21 protein-coding genes are annotated in these 22,606 nt (G+C 33.5%); 12 read left to right on the forward strand and 9 right to left on the reverse strand.

Translation table 11 applies throughout. From position 1 onward, the window contains the following. Window positions 1-53 precede the first annotated feature (53 nt). The 6 genes from RH81_RS15675 (at window position 54) to RH81_RS16670 (ending at window position 4,363) form a co-directional block, all read left to right on the forward strand. On the forward strand, window positions 54-584 hold the full coding sequence (locus RH81_RS15675; RefSeq protein ID WP_033962077.1) for a lipocalin family protein: 531 nt from the start codon (window positions 54-56) through the stop codon (window positions 582-584). Window positions 585-761: 177 nt separating this feature from the next. After that, window positions 762-1,307: a hypothetical protein gene (locus RH81_RS15680; protein ID WP_033962080.1), complete on the forward strand. Its 546-nt coding sequence runs from the start codon at window positions 762-764 to the stop codon at window positions 1,305-1,307. Between the two features lie 94 nt (window positions 1,308-1,401). Beyond that, window positions 1,402-2,631: a class I SAM-dependent rRNA methyltransferase gene (locus RH81_RS15685; RefSeq protein ID WP_033962083.1), complete on the forward strand. Its 1,230-nt coding sequence runs from the start codon at window positions 1,402-1,404 to the stop codon at window positions 2,629-2,631. A gap of 113 nt (window positions 2,632-2,744) precedes the next feature. Continuing rightward, window positions 2,745-3,749, forward strand: coding sequence for an NADPH-dependent aldehyde reductase Ahr (ahr, locus tag RH81_RS15690; protein WP_033962086.1), 1,005 nt, complete (start codon window positions 2,745-2,747; stop codon window positions 3,747-3,749). Between the two features lie 172 nt (window positions 3,750-3,921). After that, the gene (locus RH81_RS17170; RefSeq protein WP_173424380.1) at window positions 3,922-4,068 is read left to right on the forward strand and encodes a hypothetical protein; all 147 of its coding nucleotides are present in this window, start codon (window positions 3,922-3,924) and stop codon (window positions 4,066-4,068) included. Between the two features lie 4 nt (window positions 4,069-4,072). Further along, complete coding sequence (locus RH81_RS16670) at window positions 4,073-4,363, forward strand: DUF2188 domain-containing protein (RefSeq protein WP_052172598.1); 291 nt, start codon at window positions 4,073-4,075, stop codon at window positions 4,361-4,363. An 84-nt stretch (window positions 4,364-4,447) separates the two neighbouring features. Here the strand turns inward: RH81_RS16670 and RH81_RS15700 are convergent, their stop codons facing one another. Next, window positions 4,448-5,260: a T9SS type A sorting domain-containing protein gene (locus tag RH81_RS15700; RefSeq protein ID WP_033962089.1), complete on the reverse strand. Its 813-nt coding sequence runs from the start codon at window positions 5,258-5,260 to the stop codon at window positions 4,448-4,450. A gap of 132 nt (window positions 5,261-5,392) precedes the next feature. Then, window positions 5,393-6,598 (reverse strand): multidrug effflux MFS transporter, encoded by a 1,206-nt coding sequence (locus RH81_RS15705; RefSeq protein WP_033962092.1) that lies wholly within the window; start codon window positions 6,596-6,598, stop codon window positions 5,393-5,395. A gap of 120 nt (window positions 6,599-6,718) precedes the next feature. Here RH81_RS15705 and RH81_RS15710 point away from each other — a divergent pair, with 120 nt between their 5' ends. The 4 genes from RH81_RS15710 to RH81_RS15725 all read left to right on the forward strand — a co-directional run bounded on the left by RH81_RS15710 (window position 6,719) and on the right by RH81_RS15725 (window position 10,673). Beyond that, window positions 6,719-8,488, forward strand: coding sequence for an ABC transporter ATP-binding protein (locus tag RH81_RS15710; protein WP_033962095.1), 1,770 nt, complete (start codon window positions 6,719-6,721; stop codon window positions 8,486-8,488). A 40-nt stretch (window positions 8,489-8,528) separates the two neighbouring features. Continuing rightward, window positions 8,529-8,975 carry a DinB family protein gene (locus RH81_RS15715; RefSeq protein ID WP_033962098.1) on the forward strand — a complete coding sequence of 149 codons (447 nt, stop codon included), beginning with the start codon at window positions 8,529-8,531 and terminating at the stop codon, window positions 8,973-8,975. 3 nt (window positions 8,976-8,978) lie between these two features. After that, on the forward strand, window positions 8,979-9,506 hold the full coding sequence (locus RH81_RS15720; protein WP_033962099.1) for a GNAT family N-acetyltransferase: 528 nt from the start codon (window positions 8,979-8,981) through the stop codon (window positions 9,504-9,506). 78 nt (window positions 9,507-9,584) lie between these two features. After that, window positions 9,585-10,673, forward strand: coding sequence for an amidohydrolase family protein (locus tag RH81_RS15725; protein ID WP_033962101.1), 1,089 nt, complete (start codon window positions 9,585-9,587; stop codon window positions 10,671-10,673). Here RH81_RS15725 and RH81_RS15730 read toward each other — a convergent pair whose 3' ends face one another. The 7 genes from RH81_RS15730 to RH81_RS15760 form a co-directional block, all read right to left on the reverse strand. Then, window positions 10,674-12,215, reverse strand: coding sequence for an acyl-CoA carboxylase subunit beta (locus RH81_RS15730; RefSeq protein ID WP_033962104.1), 1,542 nt, complete (start codon window positions 12,213-12,215; stop codon window positions 10,674-10,676). Between the two features lie 6 nt (window positions 12,216-12,221). Beyond that, window positions 12,222-13,661 (reverse strand): acetyl-CoA carboxylase biotin carboxylase subunit, encoded by a 1,440-nt coding sequence (accC, locus tag RH81_RS15735; RefSeq protein WP_033962106.1) that lies wholly within the window; start codon window positions 13,659-13,661, stop codon window positions 12,222-12,224. Between the two features lie 57 nt (window positions 13,662-13,718). Beyond that, the gene (locus RH81_RS15740; protein WP_033962109.1) at window positions 13,719-14,195 is read right to left on the reverse strand and encodes an acyl-CoA carboxylase biotin carboxyl carrier protein subunit; all 477 of its coding nucleotides are present in this window, start codon (window positions 14,193-14,195) and stop codon (window positions 13,719-13,721) included. An 83-nt stretch (window positions 14,196-14,278) separates the two neighbouring features. Continuing rightward, a complete protein-coding gene (locus RH81_RS15745) occupies window positions 14,279-14,956 on the reverse strand; it encodes a PrsW family intramembrane metalloprotease (RefSeq protein ID WP_033962111.1) in 678 nt (225 codons plus the stop codon). Window positions 14,957-14,975: 19 nt separating this feature from the next. After that, window positions 14,976-15,530 carry an NUDIX hydrolase gene (locus RH81_RS15750; RefSeq protein WP_033962112.1) on the reverse strand — a complete coding sequence of 185 codons (555 nt, stop codon included), beginning with the start codon at window positions 15,528-15,530 and terminating at the stop codon, window positions 14,976-14,978. Window positions 15,531-15,539: 9 nt separating this feature from the next. Further along, complete coding sequence (locus tag RH81_RS15755; protein WP_241478996.1) at window positions 15,540-16,676, reverse strand: aminotransferase class V-fold PLP-dependent enzyme; 1,137 nt, start codon at window positions 16,674-16,676, stop codon at window positions 15,540-15,542. A 12-nt stretch (window positions 16,677-16,688) separates the two neighbouring features. Then, a complete protein-coding gene (locus RH81_RS15760; protein WP_033962115.1) occupies window positions 16,689-17,777 on the reverse strand; it encodes a M42 family metallopeptidase in 1,089 nt (362 codons plus the stop codon). Between the two features lie 140 nt (window positions 17,778-17,917). On the opposite strand from RH81_RS15760, the gene RH81_RS15765 reads away from it, so the two are divergent. Together RH81_RS15765 and RH81_RS15770 are read left to right on the forward strand one after the other, a co-directional pair. Continuing rightward, entirely contained in the window at window positions 17,918-18,805 is an 888-nt protein-coding gene (locus tag RH81_RS15765; RefSeq protein ID WP_033962116.1) for an ATP-binding cassette domain-containing protein, read from the forward strand. A gap of 31 nt (window positions 18,806-18,836) precedes the next feature. Continuing rightward, entirely contained in the window at window positions 18,837-22,490 is a 3,654-nt protein-coding gene (locus tag RH81_RS15770; protein WP_033962117.1) for an ABC transporter permease/M1 family aminopeptidase, read from the forward strand. Window positions 22,491-22,606 lie beyond the last annotated feature (116 nt).

Genomic DNA, 22,606 nt, shown 5'->3' on the forward strand with positions numbered 1-22,606 from the left:
TGAGTTTTGATTTTAATTTTTAAATTAGCGGCTTATAAAAACTCAAATAAATTATGAAAAAATTTAACTTTTTATTTATTGCTCTTACTTTAGTATTAACTGCTTGTTCTAGTGATGACAACGATAATAGTAATGATCCAGGAGATGTTAATGGTGAATTGATTGGAATTTGGGATGCCGTTGATGTATTATATTCCGGAGATACAGTTATAGAGGTTGCAGGACAAACCATCGTAACTGATTTTGTTGGAGAATCTTATGATGTGGATTTTACATTAGAATTTTCTGAAAACCCAAATGAATTTGTTTCTGAAGGTCAATATAGCGTAGAACTAACTTCAACGACTTTAGGACAAGAACAAGTGTTTGATGTTCCAAACCTTGAATTTGTAGGAGATGGTACATGGACCAGAGATGGAAGCCAATTAACTACAGTGTCTAATGGAGATGAAGGAACAATGACGATTTTAGAATTAACAAATACAACATTAAGATTAAGATATCAAACGGTTGAAGTAATTAATAACCAAGGTACTTTAAATACAACAACTATAGATTTAGAAACAATTTATTCTAGAATGTAAATTCAAAGAATATTAGTTTGAAAAACGCAATCAGTAATGATTGCGTTTTTTTTTTTTTGGTCTAACCTTCAGCGCTTTAACTTATAAAAACAACCTTACATCTAATTTAATCTTATTAATTAAAACTCAGTGTTATTAGTTGTATTTTAGATTTACTTATAACCAATTCCTCTAAAAATGAAATTAGCCCATAAATTATGTCTCGTTTTGGCTTTAATCCTAACAGCCTGTTCTGGGAATGACGATAGCTTTGATCCTGAAGATTCTGACTTTAATAGAGATTTATTAGGGACATGGATAGCAGTAGATGTGCAATTTACTTATGATGTGGTGACCAACTTTTCGGGTCAAGATATAACGTCACAAGCAGTAGGACAAGGTTACGATATTAACTTCACAATTATCTTTGATGATAATCCAAATGAAACTATTTCTGACGGTTCTTATAGTTTAGAAGTGACCACAACAACTCTGGGACAATCTGAAGTTGAAAATATTGAGAATATAATGTTTTTAGAAAGTGGAGCATGGGCTCTAGATGGTGATGAACTAATTTTTGCAGACTCATCAGAAACAGGAACAGTCGAAATTTTTGAACTAACTGCTGAAAGCTTAATTATTGGAATTACAGAATCTATCAATTCTTCAGAAGCAGGTTTTAATTTCTCATCAACTTCTATCTCTAAAGTGACATTTGTTAAGGAAATAGAAGAAGAAGATTAGGACTAAAAAAAACAGAACTTGAAAGGGTTGCGTTTTTTATTTCTATTCAATAAAGATTATTGTTTCTTTGTGATACGATTATATAGCTCACTAAATGCCTTTTTCAAAACAAATTGTAACCAATCTTCAACCAAAACGTCTAGCCGTAAAATTAACAGCTAAAGGCGAGAACTATGTGCAAGATGGTCATCCTTGGGTGTTTTCAGATAGTATTGTAAAAATTAATAACACTGCTCAAACTGGTGATATGTCAATTATCTTTGGCAAACGAGCCAATAAGATGATTGGGATTGGTTTGTATGATGCTAATTCACCAATACGTATCAAAATGATTTATAGTGATACCGCTTCGGTGAATATTGATAATGCCTTTTTTTATAATAAAATTCAGCAAGCCTATCAAAAACGATTACCACTTTTAAAAACGAAGACCAATAGTTATCGATTGTTATTTGGTGAGAATGATGGTTTTCCGTCGCTTATTGCAGATGTCTATGCGAAAGTATTGGTAGTAAAACTCTATTCAGAAATATGGTTGCCTTTTTTAGAAACTATTCTTGAAAGTTTATTACAAATCTCAAAATGTAAAACACTTGTGATTCGTTTAAGTCGAGGCTTACAAAATTCTAAATCGCACCAACTTAAAGATGGTGATGTGGTTTTTGGAACCTTAGACAACGAAGAGGTTCAGTTTATAGAACATGGTGTTCAGTTTTCGGCAAACGTAATCAAAGGCCATAAAACGGGTTACTTTTTAGATCATAGAGAGAATCGACGACAAGTTGGGCTGCTAAGTAAAAACAAAACTGTTTTAGATGTGTTTTCCTATGCTGGCGGATTTTCAGTTCATGCCTTAGCAAATGGAGCAAAGGAAGTCACTAGTTTAGATATTAGCGAACAAGCCTTAGAAATTGCACTTCAAAACGGAAAACTAAATCCATATTCTGGAACACATAATACCTTAGCAGGCGATGCCTTTAAAATATTGGAAGAGCTCGTTTCAGAAAACATACAATTTGATGTTGTGGTGATTGATCCACCTAGTTTTGCCAAACAACAAACGGAAGTCGCTTTAGCAAAGAAAAAATATGCACAACTAGCGCAGTTGGGAGTGCAACTCACAGCAAAAAGCGGAATTTTAGTCTTGGCTTCTTGTTCATCAAGAGTGACAGCAACAGCATTTTATGACATAAATGCACAAACCTTACAAAAGTATCAACGTTCATTTTCTATCGAACAGAAAACACAGCACGATATCGATCATCCAGTTGGCTTTCCAGAAGGCGCTTATCTCAAATGTGCGTACTACCGATTTTTAGACTAATTCAAAGCTTAACAAACATACCAATAATCCCAACTAGTCTTTAATTAATTTCTATAGGGAATCTTCGTATCTTTAAAAAAAAGAAAAACAACACTAAAACATATATTACAATTATGATAATTAATGCATACGCAGCAAAAGAAGCTGGAGCAAAACTAGAAACCTTTCAATACAATTTACCAGAATTAGGCAAGGAACAAGTCGATATCAAGGTCCATTATTGCGGACTCTGTCATAGTGACTTGAGCATGATTAACAACGATTGGGGAAATGCGGAATTTCCACTCGTTCCAGGTCACGAAATTGTGGGAGAAGTCATTAGTTTAGGCTCAGAAGTAAAAGGACTTAAAATAGGCGACAAAGTAGGTTTGGGTTGGTATTCAGAATCGTGTTTACATTGTAATCAATGTATGGATGGGAAACAGCACCTTTGCGCAACTGCTGAAGGTACAATTGTTGGACGTCATGGAGGCTTTGCAGATCATGTTCGCGGACATTGGTCTTGGGTTACCAAGTTGCCATCTGGAATAGATATGGCTAAAGCAGGTCCTTTATTTTGTGGCGGAATTACGGTATTCAATCCTATAGTATTGTCTGGTGTTCAACCAACAGATAAAGTTGGTGTGATTGGAATTGGAGGATTAGGTCATATGGCACTTAAATTCTTAAAAGCATGGGGTTGTGAAGTAACTGCCTTTACGTCTAACAAATCTAAAACTGAAGCGTTGAAAGCAATGGGAGCACACAATGTGGTCGACTCAACAGATCCTTCCGATTTAGAAAGTATTGCTGGCAGTCTAGATTTTATTTTAAACACGACTAATGTTAAACTAGATTGGAGTTCCTATTTAAATACACTTGCACCTCAAGGTAAATTACATACTGTTGGAGCAGTTTTAGAACCTATGGAAATTCCTGCATTCAGTTTGATCGCTGGCGAAAAGTCGGTAGGAGGAAGTCCTTTAGGTAGTATTGCTTTAACTCGTAAAATGCTGGAATTTTGTGTACGACACGATATCTATCCAACGGTAGAAGAATTTGATATGACTAATGTCAACGAAGCTATAGATCACTTGCATGATGGTAAAGCTCGATTTAGAGTGGTATTAAAAGCTTAGCTTTTGGGCATTCCCTTTTCCTAGCTCAAAAGGTCGTGCTTTCCGTTATATCTTTTGCTTTACAAAAGGATGGCACATCAATCACTAATGCAAAACAAAAAGAGCAACCTAATTAGGTTGTTTTTTTGTTTTATTATCTTTAATTTGTTAAAATAGTAATCATCAATTAGCTATGTCAAAAAAAGGATCAGAGAAAAACACAAGGGCAAAAGCCAAGCATTCTAAGCTAATGGCGCAAAAAAAGAACAAACTCAAGTCAGAAGCTGCCACCAGAAAAGAGCGTCTTAAAGCGATTATTAAAAAAGCTAAAGAGGAGTAAAAGTATGTCCAACAAAACAGCCTTAGTAAAAGCTATACAACAACTCATAGAAGCCATTCTCAAAGCTCTAGGAAAAGACAGTACTAAAAAAAGAACTTGGCATCAACATGTTGTGCCTTATCAAGACGATTGGGCTGTGAGACGAGAAGGGAATAAGCGAATCACCTCAAAACATCGAAAACAAAGCACAGCCATTCGTAAAGCGAAGACCTTAGCTAAACGCTATAATGCAGATGTGATTATTCATCGTGAAACTGGTGGCATTCGCGACCGTATAAGCTATAAAGATGACTAGTGTCTTATTATATTTAAAAAAGACTTAAGAATTCATAGTCTAACTTCTTAATGCAATACGTTAGCATTTCAATAACTGAGGCTTCTATTCCTTTATAACCCTAAAACTATGCTGACCTTCTTCAGTAAAGAGTTTCACTATGTAGATTCCTGAAGTAAAAGACGACAGGTCTAATTTTAATTGAGATGCTTCTGTGTTTTTAGCATACACTTCTTGGCCTAAAATATTATATATTTTTACAGCATTTAATACTGATTTGGATGTTATATTTAAAACATCTTTTGTAGGGATAGGATATACAGAAAAGGCATTAAACTCATATGTATCTATACCTAAAGGCGCTTCTACATCTAAACTAAAATCTAATGCTTGTCCAAAGCCTGAAAAAACACCTTGACCAAATGGATTAAACTGTATGCCACATGGGTTTATTTCCGCAGGAGAATCAGGATCTTGATATGTTTTTGTAAGTCGAATTCGTGTGGTTCCTAAAACAGCGTCTGTTGGGATAATAATATCCAAAGTAACTGAATTGCCATCGCTTCCATTTGTATTGGTAAGTGTTCCTATTTGATAGATTTCGCCAGTATCATCTAATAGATCGTTCTGATTCCAATCTATAAAAGCAACAATATCTGTGTCAAAGTTGCCATATGTATTCCCAGCAACTTCAATTGTATAAGTTTCATCTTGAGGAACATTGACAATAGTAGTCGTTTCATCAACTAATACGGAAGCAGCATCAGAATTAGAAATACTGATTCCAGCAAAATCAACTGAGGTGATTTCTTCAACAGTAACGCCATTAGCATCTGTAATCTCGCAATATGGAAGTGGAAAAGTTTGGGCTTGTGCTCCAAAAGTTAATAAGGTAAGTAACAAAGTAATTTTTTTCATGAATTTTATAATTTGATTGACTAACAAGTTATAAAATTTAAAACGAAAACCTTTAGGATATTGATTTTTAACAGATTACTGTAGTTTTAATCTAAAACCATCACTAAAGAAGATTTGAGTTTTATAAAAAAGCTAAGCCCTAATACGAACACGTCTCCGTTTCAACCACAAGAACACCAATAACGAAAGTATTCCAAAAATAGAAAATCCAATAAAGAGAGGAAGTACAGAAGTTTTCACAAAACTTCCAATATAGTTGGCAATAGGTACAGCCATAACCGTAGATATAAATCCATTAATGGCAGAACCAATACCAGCAATATGACCTAAAGGTTCCATCGCAAGTGAACGTAAATTTCCGAAGAGAAAACCTATAGCAAAAAACTGTAATAAAAAGAAGGTAATTAAAATGCCAATACTTGGATTATTACCTGTGTAATATAACATCACGTATAATAATGAAATTGCAGCATAAGCTATCGTGCCATAATAGGCAATATTAAAGGAGCCAAATCTAATAACGAGTCTACTATTAGTAAATGTTGCAAATCCTACTGAAAAGGCTGTACTTGCAAATATATAAGGGAATAATTCACCTAATTGGTATTGTTCTTGAAAGATCTGTTGTGAGGTGCTTAAATACACCATAAACGAACCAGTAATAAATCCTGATACAAATGTAAATGCAACTGCTTCTTTATGTCGTAAAAACTCTTTAGTTCCAGTAATGAAAATTGATGGCGAGAATTTAATCCGGTTTTCGTCTTTAAGTGTTTCTGGTTGTCGTTTCCAAAACCATAAAACAATAAGTAATCCTATGATGAGGTTGGCATTAAATATAGCTTGCCAATTAAAAATGTCTAGTAACCATTGTCCAAGCGTTGGAGCTACAATTGGAACCAAAATAAAGAACATGACAATAATAGATAAGACTTTTGCCATAAAATCACCACTATAAGTGTCACGTGTCATGGCAATAGCAATTGTTCGTGGAGAAGATAAACCAATGCCTTGAAGTATACGACCAACAATCATCACTTCAAAGTTGTTGGTAGTGACGCAAATAATACTTGCAATAACGAACACAGCAAACCCAAAATAAACCATAGGTTTACGCCCAAAACTGTCAGATAAAGGTCCAAAGATCAACTGTCCAAAGCCTAAACCTAAAAAGATCATGGTGATCAATAACTGATTGTCACTTGGGTTCGTTACTCCAAGTGCACTTCCAATCTCTGGTAAAGCTGGTAATAATGCATCAATAGATAAAGCAACTATTGACATCAACGATGCCATAAGTGCAATAAATTCGATTTTAAACGTAGGTTTGTTTTGCATGGCGCAAAAGTACAAGAAAACAAAGAGTATTTAACCTCAAAAAATGAATTAACAAAACATTGACTTTTCAAAAAACGGAGTACGAATTTCAAGTGTATCTTTGTAAACTAAATTTCAATCATGCAGCATTTAAAATCGTCTGATAAAAAAGATAATAAAAAACCAAAAGTCACCCTAAAACAAGCATTTAAAACGATTATTTGGCCACGTAGAAAATTAGTTTTTATAGGCTTAGTACTTATTGTTTTAAGAAGCTTGTCTGGATTGGTGCTCCCATGGCAAAGTAAAGTTTTGTTGGATGAAGTTGTTCCAAATGCAGATACAAGTGGATTATGGACACTTATTTCGATTGTTATAACTGCCATTACAGTGCAAGCAGCTACGTCATTTTTACTCACTAAAATATTAAGTGTTCAGGCGCAATATTTAATTAGTGAGTTACGTGCACAAGTACAAAAAAAGGTCTTGTCCTTACCGATAAGCTTTTTTGATAATACCAAGTCAGGTGCTTTAGTATCCAGAATTATGAATGATGTAGAAGGTGTTCGAAACCTTATAGGAACAGGCTTAGTTCAGTTGGTAGGAGGAAGTTTCACAGCTATTGTCTCATTAATTATTTTAATAAAACTCAATGCATGGATGACACTTTTTGTATTTGTGCCTTTGTCTATATTCGGAATTATTGCTTTAAAAGCATTCAAATACATTCGCCCTATTTTTAGATCTCGCGGAAAAATTAATGCTGAGGTTACCGGTCGTTTAACCGAAACTTTAGCTGGTGTTCGTGTGATAAAAGCATTTAATGCTGAAGATCAAGAAAACAAGATTTTTGAAAAAGGCGTTGATAGATTATTCCAAAACGTAAAGAAAAGCTTAACAGCTACCGCCTTAATGACAAGTTCTTCAACTTTTTTGATTGGCGTTGCAACTACTGGAATTATGGGTATTGGTGGTTATTACATGATTCTTGGAGAAATGACTACTGGTGACTTTCTATTTTTCACCTTACTATTAGGATTTATGATTGCGCCAATTGTTCAAATGAGTAATATTGGAAGTCAATTAACAGAAGCTTTAGCAGGTTTAGATAGAACGGAAGAATTAATGAATATGGCTGCCGAAGAAGATGATGCCAATAGAAGTATAGAACTTAAAGAGTTTAAGGGAGAACTAGAATTTAATGATGTGTCTTTTGCATACGAAGAAGGAAAAGCTGTATTATATAACATAAATTTTAAAGCAGAATCAGGTTCCGTGATTGCACTCGTAGGAAGTTCAGGTTCAGGAAAATCTACAATTGCCGGATTATCAGCAACATTTTTAAATCCTAAGTCAGGACAAATTACAATTGATGGTAAAGATTTGTCAAAGGTGAATCTGAAAAGTTTCAGAAAACATTTAGGTGTTGTGTTACAGGATGAGTTTTTGTTTGAAGGAACCATTCGTGAGAATATTATGTTTCCAAGACCTAATGCTTCGGAAGAACAATTGCTTGCAGCGGTAAAAGCCGCTTATGTAAATGAATTCACAGACCGTTTTGATGATGGTTTAGAAACGATGATTGGAGAACGAGGCGTGAAATTATCTGGTGGACAACGACAACGTATTGCAATTGCTAGAGCTATTTTAGCTGATCCAAAAATTATTATTTTAGATGAAGCGACTTCTAATTTAGATACTGAAAGCGAAGCTCTGATTCAAAAGAGTTTGGGAGAACTTACTAAAAATAGAACCACAATCGTGATTGCTCACCGATTGAGTACGATTCGTAAAGCTGATCAAATTTTGGTTATAGAAAACGGAAAAATTGCCGAACGAGGAAATCATGATGAGCTCATTGCGGCAGAAGGCAGGTACTATGATTTGTATACCTATCAAGCTAAGATTTAATTTATTTTAAATAATTTTATGGGATTATAAAACCGAACACATGATTATAGATACATTAATTAAATTATTCAATAGAGACTTAAACGCCTTAAAAAAGGAAATTGAAATCTATAAAGAAGAAAAAACCTTGTGGATAGTTCCTGAGGATATTTCAAATTCTGCAGGTAATCTATGTTTGCATCTCGTTGGAAATTTGAATCATTTTATTGGAGCAACTATGGGTGATTCCGGATATGTAAGACAACGCGAGTTAGAGTTTTCTCTTAAAGATGTTCCTAGAGCAGAATTAATACAACAAGTGGAAGATACGATAGATGTTGTTTCTTCAGTTCTAGAAAAAATATCTGAAGATGATTTACAAAAAGAATATACACATCGTGTGTTTAAGGAACCTATGACTACCGAATATTTCTTAGTACACCTGACTATGCACTTGGCGTATCATCTTGGACAAATAAATTATCACAGACGATTATTAGACAATTAATGTATGACATTTGATCACTATAAAGTCAATCTCCTACAAGCGAATGAAAGCGAAGTGTTTTTCAATTTAATTGATAACAACAGACCGCGTTTAGAAGATTTCTTTGCAGGAACAGTTTCAAAAACATTAACCCTTGATGCTACTGAGAAATACTGTGTTGAAATTCAACAACGCATCCAAAATATAAGCTATTTACCGTTCATGATTACAGATAATCATACCAATGCTTTTGTGGGATTGGTAGATGTAAAGAACATAGATTTGAATGTACCAAAGGCAGAATTAGGTTCTTTTATCGATCTTAAATACGAAGGCAAAGGCATTGTGACTGAAGCTACTAAATTAGTAGTTGATCATATTGTAGAACACTATAAATTCATCAAACTATTATGCCGAGCTAGTAGCAGGAATAAAGGCAGTATTGCTGTTATTCTAAAAAATGGATTTGAGTTGGAAGGCACGATTCGAAAAGATTATAGAACCACTAAGGGTGAAATCGTTGATTTAAATTATTATGGTCGTTTGTTTTAATAACTAGATGTTAAACCCTTCCTAATTCTATTTTTGAATTCGCTTTGATGCTTAACTTTATCTAGTAAATCACAACTTATGACATCTAAATTTTATATTCTATTAGCAGTATTAATAAGTGCTACGTTTTTATCCTTCGGACAAGACATATCTTTTGAAGATTATAATCCAACATCAACATTGGTGGTTCCTGGAAAAGTAATTAAAAAAGCTAAATTTCCTTTTATAGATGTGCATGGTCATCAATACCAAATGCCAACTCAAGATTTAGCACCTGTGGTAGCAGCTATGGATACTCTTAATATGGGAATCATGGTAAATCTAAGTGGTAGAACTGGAGACGATCTTATAAAATCTGTAGCCAATATTGACAAGAATTTCCCAAACCGCTTTGTGGTATTTTGTAATATTAATTTTGATGGAGCAGGAGCAAAGGGATGGATAGAAAAGAAAGTAGCTCAATTGAAGGAAGATGTGAAAAATGGAGCTCGAGGATTAAAGGTCTATAAAAGTTTGGGATTAAGAAATACAGATGTTGATGGTAAACGATTGGCAATTGATGATTCTAGATTAAATCCAATATGGAGAACGTGTGGAGAACTTGGAATTCCAGTATTAATTCATGCAGCAGATCCAAAACTGTTTTGGGATGAGTTTGATGGTGATAATGAAAGATGGTTAGAACTAAAAACACATCCACGTCGTAAGCGTGATGCAAATAACCCTGCACCTTGGGAACAGATTATTCAGGAGCAGCATAATATGTTTAAGGCACATCCAAATACAACATTCATCAATGCACATATGGGTTGGTTTGCTAACGATCTAGGTAAGCTTGGCCAGCTGTTGGATGATATGCCTAACATGAATGTTGGCATAGGTGCTATTATTGCTGAATTAGGACGACAGCCTCGTTTCGCAAAAGCATTCTTTATTAAGTATCAAGATCGTATTCTCTTTGGTAAAGACAGCTGGAAACCAAAGGAGTTCCCAACGTATTTTAGAGTTTTAGAAAGTGCAGATGAGTATTTTCCTTACCACAAAAAGTACCATGCTTTTTGGCCAATGTATGGTTTAGATTTACCTGACGATGTTCTTAAAAAAGTATACTATAAAAATGCGTTACGTATCGTTCCTGGTTTAGATAAAAGTAAGTTTCCTAATTAACTACAACGGAATATTTCCGTGTTTACGATTAGGTCTGTTTACTTCTTTGTTTTCTAACATTGAGAAGGCTTTAATAAGCTTTCTTCTTGTGTTCTTCGGAAGAATAACCTCGTCAATAAAGCCACGTTCAGACGCACTGTAAGGATTCGCAAACAATTCAGCATATTCAGCTTCTTTTTCTTTCCATTTAGCTTCAGGATCATCAGCAGAAACAATTTCACGTTTGAATATGATTTCGGCAGCACCTTTTGCTCCCATAACTGCAATCTCAGCATTGGGCCAAGCAAAATTCATGTCTGCTCCAATATGTTTAGAATTCATAACATCATAGGCTCCACCATACGCTTTTCTGGTAATCACAGTTACTCTTGGCACTGTAGCTTCACTAAAAGCATAAAGTAGTTTCGCACCATGAACAATAATACCATTCCATTCTTGATCTGTTCCTGGTAAAAATCCAGGAACATCTTCAAGTACTAACAACGGAATATTAAAGCAATCACAAAAACGCACAAAACGTGCTGCTTTTTTAGCGCTGTTAACATCTAATACTCCTGCTAAAAACATAGGCTGATTAGCTATAATTCCAATTGACTTTCCGCCTAAACGTGCAAAACCAACAATGATGTTTTCGGCATGATCTTTATGAATTTCATAAAAAGAATCTTCGTCAATAATTCCTTCAATGACATTATGCATATCGTAAGGCTTATTTGGGTTTTCAGGAACAATTTCAGATAAACTACTTCTTATTTCTTCTTGAAATTCAAACTCTAAATCTTTTGGTGTTTCTTTATTACTTTGTGGTAAATAACTCAGTAACTTTTTGACATCCTCTAAACATTCTATATCATTTGCTGATGTTTTATGTGCTACACCAGATTTTGTAGAATGCACGCTAGCACCACCTAATTCTTCACTTGTTACTTCTTCATTAGTAACTGTTTTTACAACATTAGGTCCAGTCACAAACATATAACTTGTGTCTTGCACCATAATTGTAAAATCGGTTATTGCAGGAGAATAAACTGCACCACCAGCACAAGGTCCCATTATAGCAGAAATCTGAGGAATTACCCCAGAAGCTTGTACGTTTCGATAAAAAATATCGGCATAACCACCTAAAGAACGAACACCTTCCTGAATACGAGCTCCACCTGAATCATTCAATCCAATAATTGGTGCTCCTACATTAACGGCCATGTCCATGATTTTACAAATCTTTTCGGCATGTGTTTCAGATAATGAACCACCAAAAACCGTGAAGTCTTGAGCAAAAACATAAATCAATCGTCCGTTAACTGTTCCATAACCAGTTACTACACCATCACCATAAAACTTTTGGTTTTCCATACCAAAGTCTTTTGTTCTGTGTGTAACCAAAGCTCCAATTTCTTCAAAAGAACCTTCATCTAAAAGATATAACACGCGTTCTCTTGCTGTGAGTTTTTTCTTTTGATGTTGTTTATCAATTCGTGCTTGTCCGCCACCTAATTTGGATAGCTCTAGTTTTTCGTTAAGCATTTTTATCTTAGAATTCATAGTGTCTTAATTAGGTAATCGTAATAATTTTTGATCTTCTAAATAGCGTTTTAAGGCAATTTTAGCTGCTAATTCAGCTTCCTTACGATGTCGTTCTTCCAAAAGGCTAGGCGAGTAGTAGTTTTTCACAAAGTGAGTATCAAAGTTCCCACTTTTAAACGCATCATGTTCACAAACAAATCGTCCGAAAGGTAATGTTGTTTGCACACCTTTAATATGGTAATTATCAATCGCTTTTATCATTAGCTGTATCGCTTCAGAACGTGTCTTTCCGTAGGTAATCAATTTTGAAAGCATTGGATCATAATAAATTGGAATATCCATCCCTTCTTCAAAACCGTTATCGACTCGAATGTTTTCACCTTCCGGTAATTTGTAAACTTCAAGGTTTCCAACACTAGGTAAGAAGTTATTCATTGGATCTTCGGCATATACACGAAGTTCTAAAGCGTGACCACTGATCTTCAAGTCTTCTTGTTTGATTTCTAAAGCTTCTCCTCGAGCTACTTTAATTTGGAGTTCCACTAAGTCCACACCTGTAATCCATTCGGAAACAGGATGCTCCACTTGTAATCGTGTATTCATCTCCAAGAAATAGAAATTATGATCAGCGTCCATTAAAAATTCAACTGTTCCTGCACCTAAATAATCACAAGAACGCGCTACATTAATAGCTGCTTGCCCCATTTCTTCTCGGAGTTCAGGTGTTAAAATAGCTGAAGGCGCTTCTTCAACAACCTTTTGATGTCGACGCTGGACAGAACACTCACGTTCAAAAAAGTGAATGATATTGCCATGGCTATCTGCCATAACTTGAATTTCAATATGACGAGGAGAACTCACATATTTTTCTACAAAAACAGAACCATCACCAAAAGCTGAAGTCGCTTCACTAATGGCACGTTTCATTTGTTCTTCTACATCTTTTTCTTTTTCTACAACACGCATCCCTTTTCCGCCACCACCAGCAGCAGCTTTAATCAAAATTGGAAAGCCAATGTCTTTAGCTATTTCAACAGCTTCTTTAGGATCTGTAATAGCGTGATCAACACCAGGAACCATTGGAATGTTGTAATTCTTAACCGCATCTTTAGCAGCTAATTTATCTCCCATCATTTTGATGGCTTTAGAACGAGGTCCAATGAAAATGATATTATTGGCTTCACATAATTTCGCGAAACCTGCATTTTCACTTAAGAATCCGTAACCTGGATGAATACCATCCACGTCTAAAGATTTGGCAACTTCTATGATTTTATCACCTCTTAAATAGGATTGATTTGATGGAGCTGGACCTATACATACGGCTTCGTCTGCGTATTTTACGTGAGGTGCATTTCTATCTGCCTCTGAAAATACAGCTACAGTTTTAATACCCATTTTTTTTGCTGTTCGCATTACACGAATTGCAATTTCTCCACGATTGGCAACTAATATTTTTTTCATAAATATCTTTTTAGAAGATTATATATGTTTAGATAATTATAATTTTAAGTGTATAGATTATTCAAACTCGATTAAAAGCGAATTTTTATCTACTGTTTCAGCTTGTTTAACCTTAATAGATTTAATAATCCCTTCTCTAGGAGAGGTAATCACGTTTTCCATTTTCATTGCTTCAAGAATTAAAAGCGCATCGTCTTCTTTGACTTCCTGACCTTCACTGACATTAATTTCGAGGATAAGACCAGGCATTGGTGCTTTAATATCATTTACTTGTTTGGTTGCGCCAACTTCAAATCCTAAATCAGCAATTAGTTGATCTAAATCATCATTTATATCAACGTCATACGTATTGTTATTGACTTTTACTGTATAGTGTTTTTTGTTGAAATCTGACTGTAATACTGAAGCTTTAGTTGAACTATTATTCTGTAAAACATGGAAGTGATTTGTTGTGGTTTCAATAGCGTCTAGTTTTTCTAAATCCTCTTTCGAAATGTCAAAACTGTGCGAATTGTTTACTTTTATTTTATACATGAATTTGAAGTTTAAAAGATATGATAAAGTTAAGATTATAACCACTCCTAAAATATGAAAAATATCATATTCTAATACTATTTTTATAAAGATTTAAATTGAGAACCCTCTTGATGTTTCTTGATGGCTTTTCGAGATAATACGATACCAATAATTAGTGAAATAAATGCACCAATCCAGATGCCTGGAATGAAATCAATAAACAAAAAGAAGTCGTAAGCACCGTGAAATAATACAGCTAAAGCAAGTCCGTAAAAATTTAATTTAATTCTACTTTTAGAAAACTTAGCCTTTCCCATAAAATAACCCATTAAAATCCCAAAAGTTGCATGAGCAGGAACTGCAGTAAAAGCTCTTAATACAGCAACTTCAGCTCCACCTTCTAATACGTAGAATACATTTTCTGTAGCAGCAAAACCCATAGAGACCATAACAGCATACATTATTCCATCAAAAGGTTCATTAAATTCAAATTTCGGTTGTGCAAAATAACGTACAATAACATACTTGCTGAATTCTTCTACTAAAGCCACTACAAAAAAGGCTTTGATAAATTGTTGCAGAATGCTAGACTCATCTTTTAAGGGTAAAATAATATCGAAACCTAGATAGAGAATTGTGGTTATGATTATACTAACAATAGCGCCAAAAACAAAACTTATAAGGAGTAGACCTTTTGGTTCTTTTTCATATTTATCCTTACAATAGATATAGATAATTATGATCAGAATTGGAGCAACTGCTAGTAATACATTATTCATTCATGAAAATTAGTGAAAATTATTGAGTCAATTTGGCTTTTATTGCTTCAACTACAAATTCATAGTACTTGCGATTACTAGGAACAAAGTGATTGTTAATTTCGCTGTTAGCTAAAAGGGTTTTAAATTCTGAAATACTTACAAATTTTAAAGCTTCTACTTCCTCTTTCTGAGGAGTCAAGTCTTCTATTTTTACAGCAATTTCAGCAATAAACGTATTATGGAATTCATTATCTATTATTCCATTAAGATAGGTTTGAAGACATTCAAATACGCCAATTTTATTTAGTTGGTCTTCGGAAAGGAGGATTCCAATTTCTTCTTTTGCTTCTCTTACAGCAGCTTGTTCAATCGATTCTCCAGCATCAATATGTCCTGCTACAGAAACATCCCATAATAATGGGCAAATAGTTTTTGAAGCTGCTCGTTGTTGGAGTAGAATATGACCTTCTGAAGTAAACAACCAAACATGAGCAGTATTGTGCAAATGACCTTTAGTATGAATCTCAGATTTTGGAACGGAAACTCCTGTAGGTATTCCGTTTTGATCTACGATATCAATATATTCTTCCAAAATGATAGTTTAAAGTACCGATTTTATGCAATTCACTAAAGTGTCAAAATCCTTTTTTGTGTTATATAAATGACATGAAACTCGAATGTATTCTCCTCTAAAAGACACAAAAATATTTTGATCAAGCAAATTAGCTTTCAGTTTTATAATATCTAATCCTTCAGGTAGTTTCACACCAAATAAATGATGAGTCCTATAATTATGGTCTTCAATTATACAGCCTAATTCGGAAAGTTCCTTAGAAGCTTCAAATGAAATTGATTTGCAATAGTCTTGTATAGCCTTTGGTGTCCATTTTATAACCTGTTTTAAAGCTTCAATTTGCATTTGCACATAAATGAAATTCCCGCTTTCTCCAACTGTGTAACGATTTGCTAATGGTTTGTATTTTGGTTGGTAATTGGTTAAGCTAGCAAAATTCTCACTATCCAACCTATTTGACCAATTCTCTTCAATAGGTTCTCCGTTATCAAAATATTCTCCAAAATAAGCATAAGCGGAACCATAAGGACCAAACAACCATTTATATCCAGCGCATATTAATGCATCTGGTTGAATGTCTTTAACCGAAAAAGGTAAAGATCCAATACTTTGACTTCCATCGATAATTAATAAGGCGTTAAGTTGTTTAGTCTTCTTTCTAATGGCTTTTAAATCAAATAAGCTTCCATTAGACCAATGTATATTTCCCATAGCAACAATAGCAGTTTTATCTGTTATTGCTTCTAAAATAGTAGTATCCCATCGTTCGCCTTTTACTGGACAAACCGTTTTAATAATGGCATTATATGTATTTGCTAATTTTTTCCACGAATAGTAATTACTAGGAAACTGCTCATCAATTACTAAAATCTCGTCACCTTTATTTAAAGTAATATTGTTTGCAACTGTAGCCATTCCATAGGAAACCGATGGAATGGTTGCAATTCTATTGTAATCTTCAACATCAATTAATTCAGCAAACAGTTTTTTGAGCTCTACAACAGGTTCAAAATAATCTGAACCAAGTATTGTGTATGGTCTGGATTTTTGCTTTAAACCTCTTAATCCTGCTTCATAAATAGCTTTGAAAGCTGGTGATTGTGATGCAATGTTTAAATAGGTGATATCATCTGGAATATCAAAAAGATGTTTTTGATTTTGCATGTTCAGTTTTTGCTACTCAAAATAAGAAAACGTTTCGCCATCTTTTATATTGAGCAATGTTTCATAAATCATTTTGATCACGTTTTCTACATCATCACGATGAACCATTTCTACAGTAGTATGCATATAACGTAACGGCAATGATATTAATGCAGATGCAACACCTCCATTACTGTAGGCAAAGGCATCTGTATCTGTACCAGTTGCTCTCGATAAGGCAGAACGTTGAAAAGGAATCTTTTTCGACTCAGCTGTATCTGTTATCAAATCACGTAATTTTTGTTGTACTGCTGGAGCATAAGCTATAACAGGACCTTTACCCATTTCTAAATGACCTTCTTTTTTCTTATCGATCATTGGAGTAGTAGTATCATGAGTCACATCTGTTACAATCGCAACATTAGGTTTGATTGTTTCCGTTATCATTTGTGCGCCACGTAATCCAATTTCTTCTTGAACTGAATTTGTTACATATAATCCAAAAGGAAGTTTCTTTTTGTTTTCTTTCAGTAATCGTGCTACTTCAGCAATCATAAATCCACCCATTCTGTTGTCTAATGCACGACATACAAATTTGTTTTTATTAAGAATATGGAATTCATCTGGATATGTAATCACACAACCAACATGTACGCCAAGTTTTTCTACTTCTTCTTTTGTTGTGCAGCCACAATCGATAAATATGTTCTCTGGTTTAGGCGCTTCTTCTTTTGCTCTATTTCTAGTATGAATTGCTGGCCATCCAAAAACACCTTTTACAATCCCATTTTTAGTATGGATATTTACAATTTTACTTGGTGCTATTTGATGGTCACTTCCACCATTTCTAATCACATAGATTAATCCATTATCTGAAATATAATTCACATACCATGAAATTTCGTCTGCATGCCCTTCAATAACAACCTTGTATTTTGCCTTAGGGTTAATAACACCAACTGCAGTTCCGTAGGTATCAGTTATGAATTCATCTACATAAGGTTTTAAGTAGTCCATCCAAATTTTTTGCCCTTCCCACTCATATCCTGTTGGAGCAGCATTGTTTAAATATTTTTCAAGAAAGTCAATTGATTTTTTGTTGAGTATGCTTTTTGAAGCCATGTAAGTTTGTTTTATTTGTATGTCTGTAAAAATAAAAGGATTTATTTGGTTTTTAATAGCTAAGGAAATTTTTTTGTAACAAAATGAAGTATTTTTATACAAATTACCAACAATAACTAAATCATCTAAAATTTAATATAATGAAGCTAGTCATTAAAGATTTAACTAAAACATACAAAAACGGCGTTAAGGCTATTGATAATCTTAATCTTGAAATTGGAACAGGAATGTTTGGACTCCTCGGACCAAATGGAGCAGGAAAATCGTCTTTAATGCGTACCATAGCGACTTTGCAAAGCCCTGACTCTGGTTCTATTATGTTTGGTGATATTAATGTGCTTGAAGACAATATGTCTTTACGAAAAATTTTAGGTTACTTACCACAAGCGTTTGGCGTATATCCAAAAATGTCTGCTGAAGCTTTGTTAGACTATTTTGCTACACTAAAAGGTGTAAGTTCAAAATCTGACAGACAAGCTTTGGTAAAAGAAGTTTTAGAAATCACAAATTTATACGATGTAAGAAAGAAATATGTGGCTGGATATTCTGGAGGAATGAAACAACGTTTCGGAATTGCCCAATTGCTTTTAAATAATCCAAAATTAATTATTGTAGATGAACCAACTGCTGGTCTAGATCCAGCTGAACGTCATCGGTTTTTAAATGTTTTAAGAGAAGTAGGTACCAATTGTACGGTTATTTTTTCGACACATATTGTTGAAGATGTAAAAGAATTGTGTAATGAAATGGCGATTTTAAATGGTGGGCGAATTTTAAAACAAATAACTCCAATTGCAGCTACTGAAGAGATAAAAGGACAAATTTGGACGAAAATAGTAGAACGAGATGATTTAGAAGCTATGGAAAGTTCATTCAATATTTTATCTTCAAACTATAACCAAGACAATACTTTAAATATTAGAGTACATGCCTTAGAAAAGCCTGCTGACGATTTTAGGTTAGCAGAACCACAATTAGACGATGTGTATTTTATTGCTTTAAAGCAAGACGAATCTATACTTGCTTAATAGGCTTTAATTAATCTCTAAGACACAAAACATGTTTACTACAATATTTAAACACGAATTAAAATACTGGTTCAATAAATCATCCTTTTATATCTACTTGGCAATATTCTTCATATTGGGCTTGCTTTTTTCTGCAATTAATGCGGGATTTTTCGATTTCCTTACCAGCACTACTGGTTCATCGCAAATTGTTAATTCACCAATTGGCGTTATAGGTCTCTTTAATGGACTAACAACTCTAATTTTCTTTTTATTTCCATCTATAATTGGGGTTTCCGTTTATAGAGATTATAAAAGTGAAATGCATACCATTTTGTATTCATATCCTTTTACAAAAGCCAATTATTTATTTGCAAAATTTTTTAGCAGTGTAACCATTGTAACTCTTATTGTTTTAGTTATTGGGATTGCAATGTTTATTGGATTCAGATTACCAGGAACCAATGAGGATATTGTTGGTGCTTTTCGTTTTACGGCATATTTACAAGCCTATTTTATTTATATAATACCTAATATATTATTATTCGGAGCCATTGTTTTTGCCATTGTAACCTATACAAGAAACATAGCGGCTGGTTTTATTGCCATTATATTATTGATGTTAATTCAAGGTTTGGTGTCTAGTATACTTTCAGATCCAGACAATAGATTTTTGTCTGCGCTTTTAGATCCTTATGGAGCTGAAGCAGCAAATTATTATACGCGTTATTGGACAGTTGCAGAACAGAATGAAGACATGCTGCCAATTAAAGAGCTCATTATTTATAATAGATTATTATGGCTTGGTATTGGAACATTAATTTTTGGGTTCGTTTATAAATTTTTCAAATTTAGTCAAAATGCCATCTCATTTTCATTTAGAAAACAAAAGGGTCAGCGTATGACTAAAACTAATTTTGGAGGAATTACAAGAATTAATTTACCGAAAGTTGATTATGATTTTTCTTTTGTTCAGAATTTAAAAACAACATGGAAATTATCTAATATAGATTTTAAATACATTGTTAAAAGCTGGCCTTTTATAAGTATTGTTTTAGTTGGATTGATTTTTATTCTTATTGGTTTATCTGGAGTTGGAAATTTATTTGGAACTGATACACTTCCTGCAACATGGAAAACGTTAATGGGTGGTGCTGGATTTTTCTTATCTATTAATGTTTGTACGTTTTTATATGCTGGAATGTTAGTACAAAGAGCACGAACAGCAAATACCGATCAAATACTTGATACAACACCAATACCAAATTGGACATTGTTATTATCAAAATTTATTGCATTGCTTAAAATGCAATTACTATTATTAGTAGTTATTATGGTATCCGGAATGATATTTCAAATTTATAAAGGCTATTATAATTTCGAAATTGGACATTATATAAAGGAGTTATTTGGATTAAGGATTATTCACTTTGCAATTTGGGCGTTACTATCTTTATTCGTCCAAACATTGTTCAAGAATCAGTATTTAGGCTTATTTGTTTTATTAATAATTGCTATTGGTATGCCGTTTTTAAGTTTTGCTGGCATTGAGCAATCTATATTTAAATACAATCAAGCGCCAGGATTTTCGTATTCAGATATGAATGGTTACGGTACGTCTGCGTCACGACATCTTATTTATAAAACCTATTGGTTATTAGGAGGATTGGTGTTATTAGTTCTTGCAAGCTTATTTTGGGTAAGAGGTTTGCCTCATTCATTTAAAGAACGTTTATCTATTGCGAAATTTCGCTTTAAAGGAATGGCTATAATGGGTTTATTAGTATTCTTGATCGGTTTTTTAGCTCTTGGTTTTAAAATTTATCACGAAAACAATATTGCTAATGTTAATACATCAAGTAAAGAATCGGAAAAGCAATCTGTTGAATGGGAGAAGACCTATAAAAAATACGAAAAATCAATCCAGCCAAGAATTGTTTCAGTTAAAGCAGATGTAAATATTTTTCCAAATGATTTAAACTTTGATGCTAAAGCTAATTACTTGATGGTTAATAAATCTAATCAAGCTATTGATAGTATTTTACTTAACCATAATGATTATCCAAGCACGTTCAAATTCAACAAGGAAAACACGTTAGTTTCAGAAGACACGTTGTATAACTTCGATATTTATAAATTAAAACAATCGTTACTTCCAGGCGATAGTTTAGAATTAGATATTACAGTACATAATACACCAAATACACTATTGCGACCTTTTTCTCCTGTAAGAGGAAATGGAACGTTTATAAATAACCTTCAAATCTTTCCTTCATTAGGTTACAATGGTGGCGAATTGAGAGATAATGAGACTCGTAAAAAATATGATTTACCTCCAAACGAGTTAAAACCACATCCTTCAGATTCTACAGCTTTAGGGAATACGTATATTTCTAAAGATGCAGATTGGATAGATTTTGAAGCAACAGTAAGTACATCTGAAGATCAAATTGCTATTGCTCCTGGGTATTTACAAAAAGAATGGACAGAAGATGGTCGTCGTTATTTTCATTATAAAATGGATAGTAAGATTTTAAATTTCTATGCATTTAATTCTGGTAAATACGAGGTTAAAAAAGAAGAGTGGAAAGGCATCAATTTAGAAATATATTACCATAAAGGACACGAATATAACTTGGATAGAATGATGAAAGGTATGAAAGCCTCATTAGATTATAACTCTAAAAATTTCAGTCCTTATCAACATAAACAAACTCGTATTATTGAGTTTCCTAGAACAGGCGGAAGTTTTGCACAATCGTTTCCTAATACGATTCCATTTTCAGAAGGCGTAGGATTTATTGCAGATGTGGATGATACAAAAGAAGGCGGTGTCGATTATCCTTTTGCTATTACAGTTCACGAAGTTGCACACCAATGGTGGGCGCATCAAGTTATTGGAGCAGACGTATTAGGCGCAACGATGCTTTCTGAAAGTTTGTCTGAATATGTCTCTTTAAAAGTATTAGAGCATCAACAAGGAAAAAGTGAAATGCGTAAGTTTTTAAAGAAAGCTTTAGACGATTATTTAATACAACGTACGTTAGAACAAAAGCGTGAAAATGCATTAATGTATAATGATGGTCAAGGATATATTCATTATCAAAAAGGCTCTATGGTGTTTTATGCACTGAGTGATTATATTGGAGAAGACGTACTTAACAATGCGCTTAAAACCTATGTGGAAAAGGTAAAATTCCAAGAAGCTCCTTATACAACGTCGATAGATATGGTAAATCATATTAGGGCAGTCACACCAGATTCGTTGCAATATGTGATCAAGGATATGTTCGAAACGATTACACTTTATAAAAACAGAATTATTGATTCTGAAGTTACCGAATTAGACAACGGTAAATTTCAAGTGGATATAGAGTTTAATGTTAGTAAGTATAGAAACGATGAAAAAGGAAAACGTTTTTATGGTGAGAAAGTAGGAGATTCATTATCCTATAAAGCTGAAGGAAAGAAAAGACTAGAGTATTCTGTTGTTTTAGAAGATTATATTGATATTGGGATTTTTACAGAAGATGAAAACGAAGATGGAGAAAAGAAGGAAGTAGAATTGTATTTGAAAAAACATAAAATCACAAAAATCAATAATAAAATCACAATTATTGTGGATAGAAAACCTACTGAAGTAGGAGTAGATCCTTATAATAAACTTATAGATACGAGCTCAGAAGATAATCGGAAGAAGTTATAAATTCGATTAATAGAAGACTATTAAAAAACTCATAGGTTTAATAACTTATGAGTTTTTTATTTACCCTAATAATAATATTAACACGAATTAAAGGTTTTAAAAGCAGTAAATTTTTA

Source organism: Psychroserpens jangbogonensis (assembly GCF_000797465.1).
In the GTDB taxonomy this organism is placed as follows: Bacteria; Bacteroidota; Bacteroidia; order Flavobacteriales; family Flavobacteriaceae; genus Psychroserpens; species Psychroserpens jangbogonensis.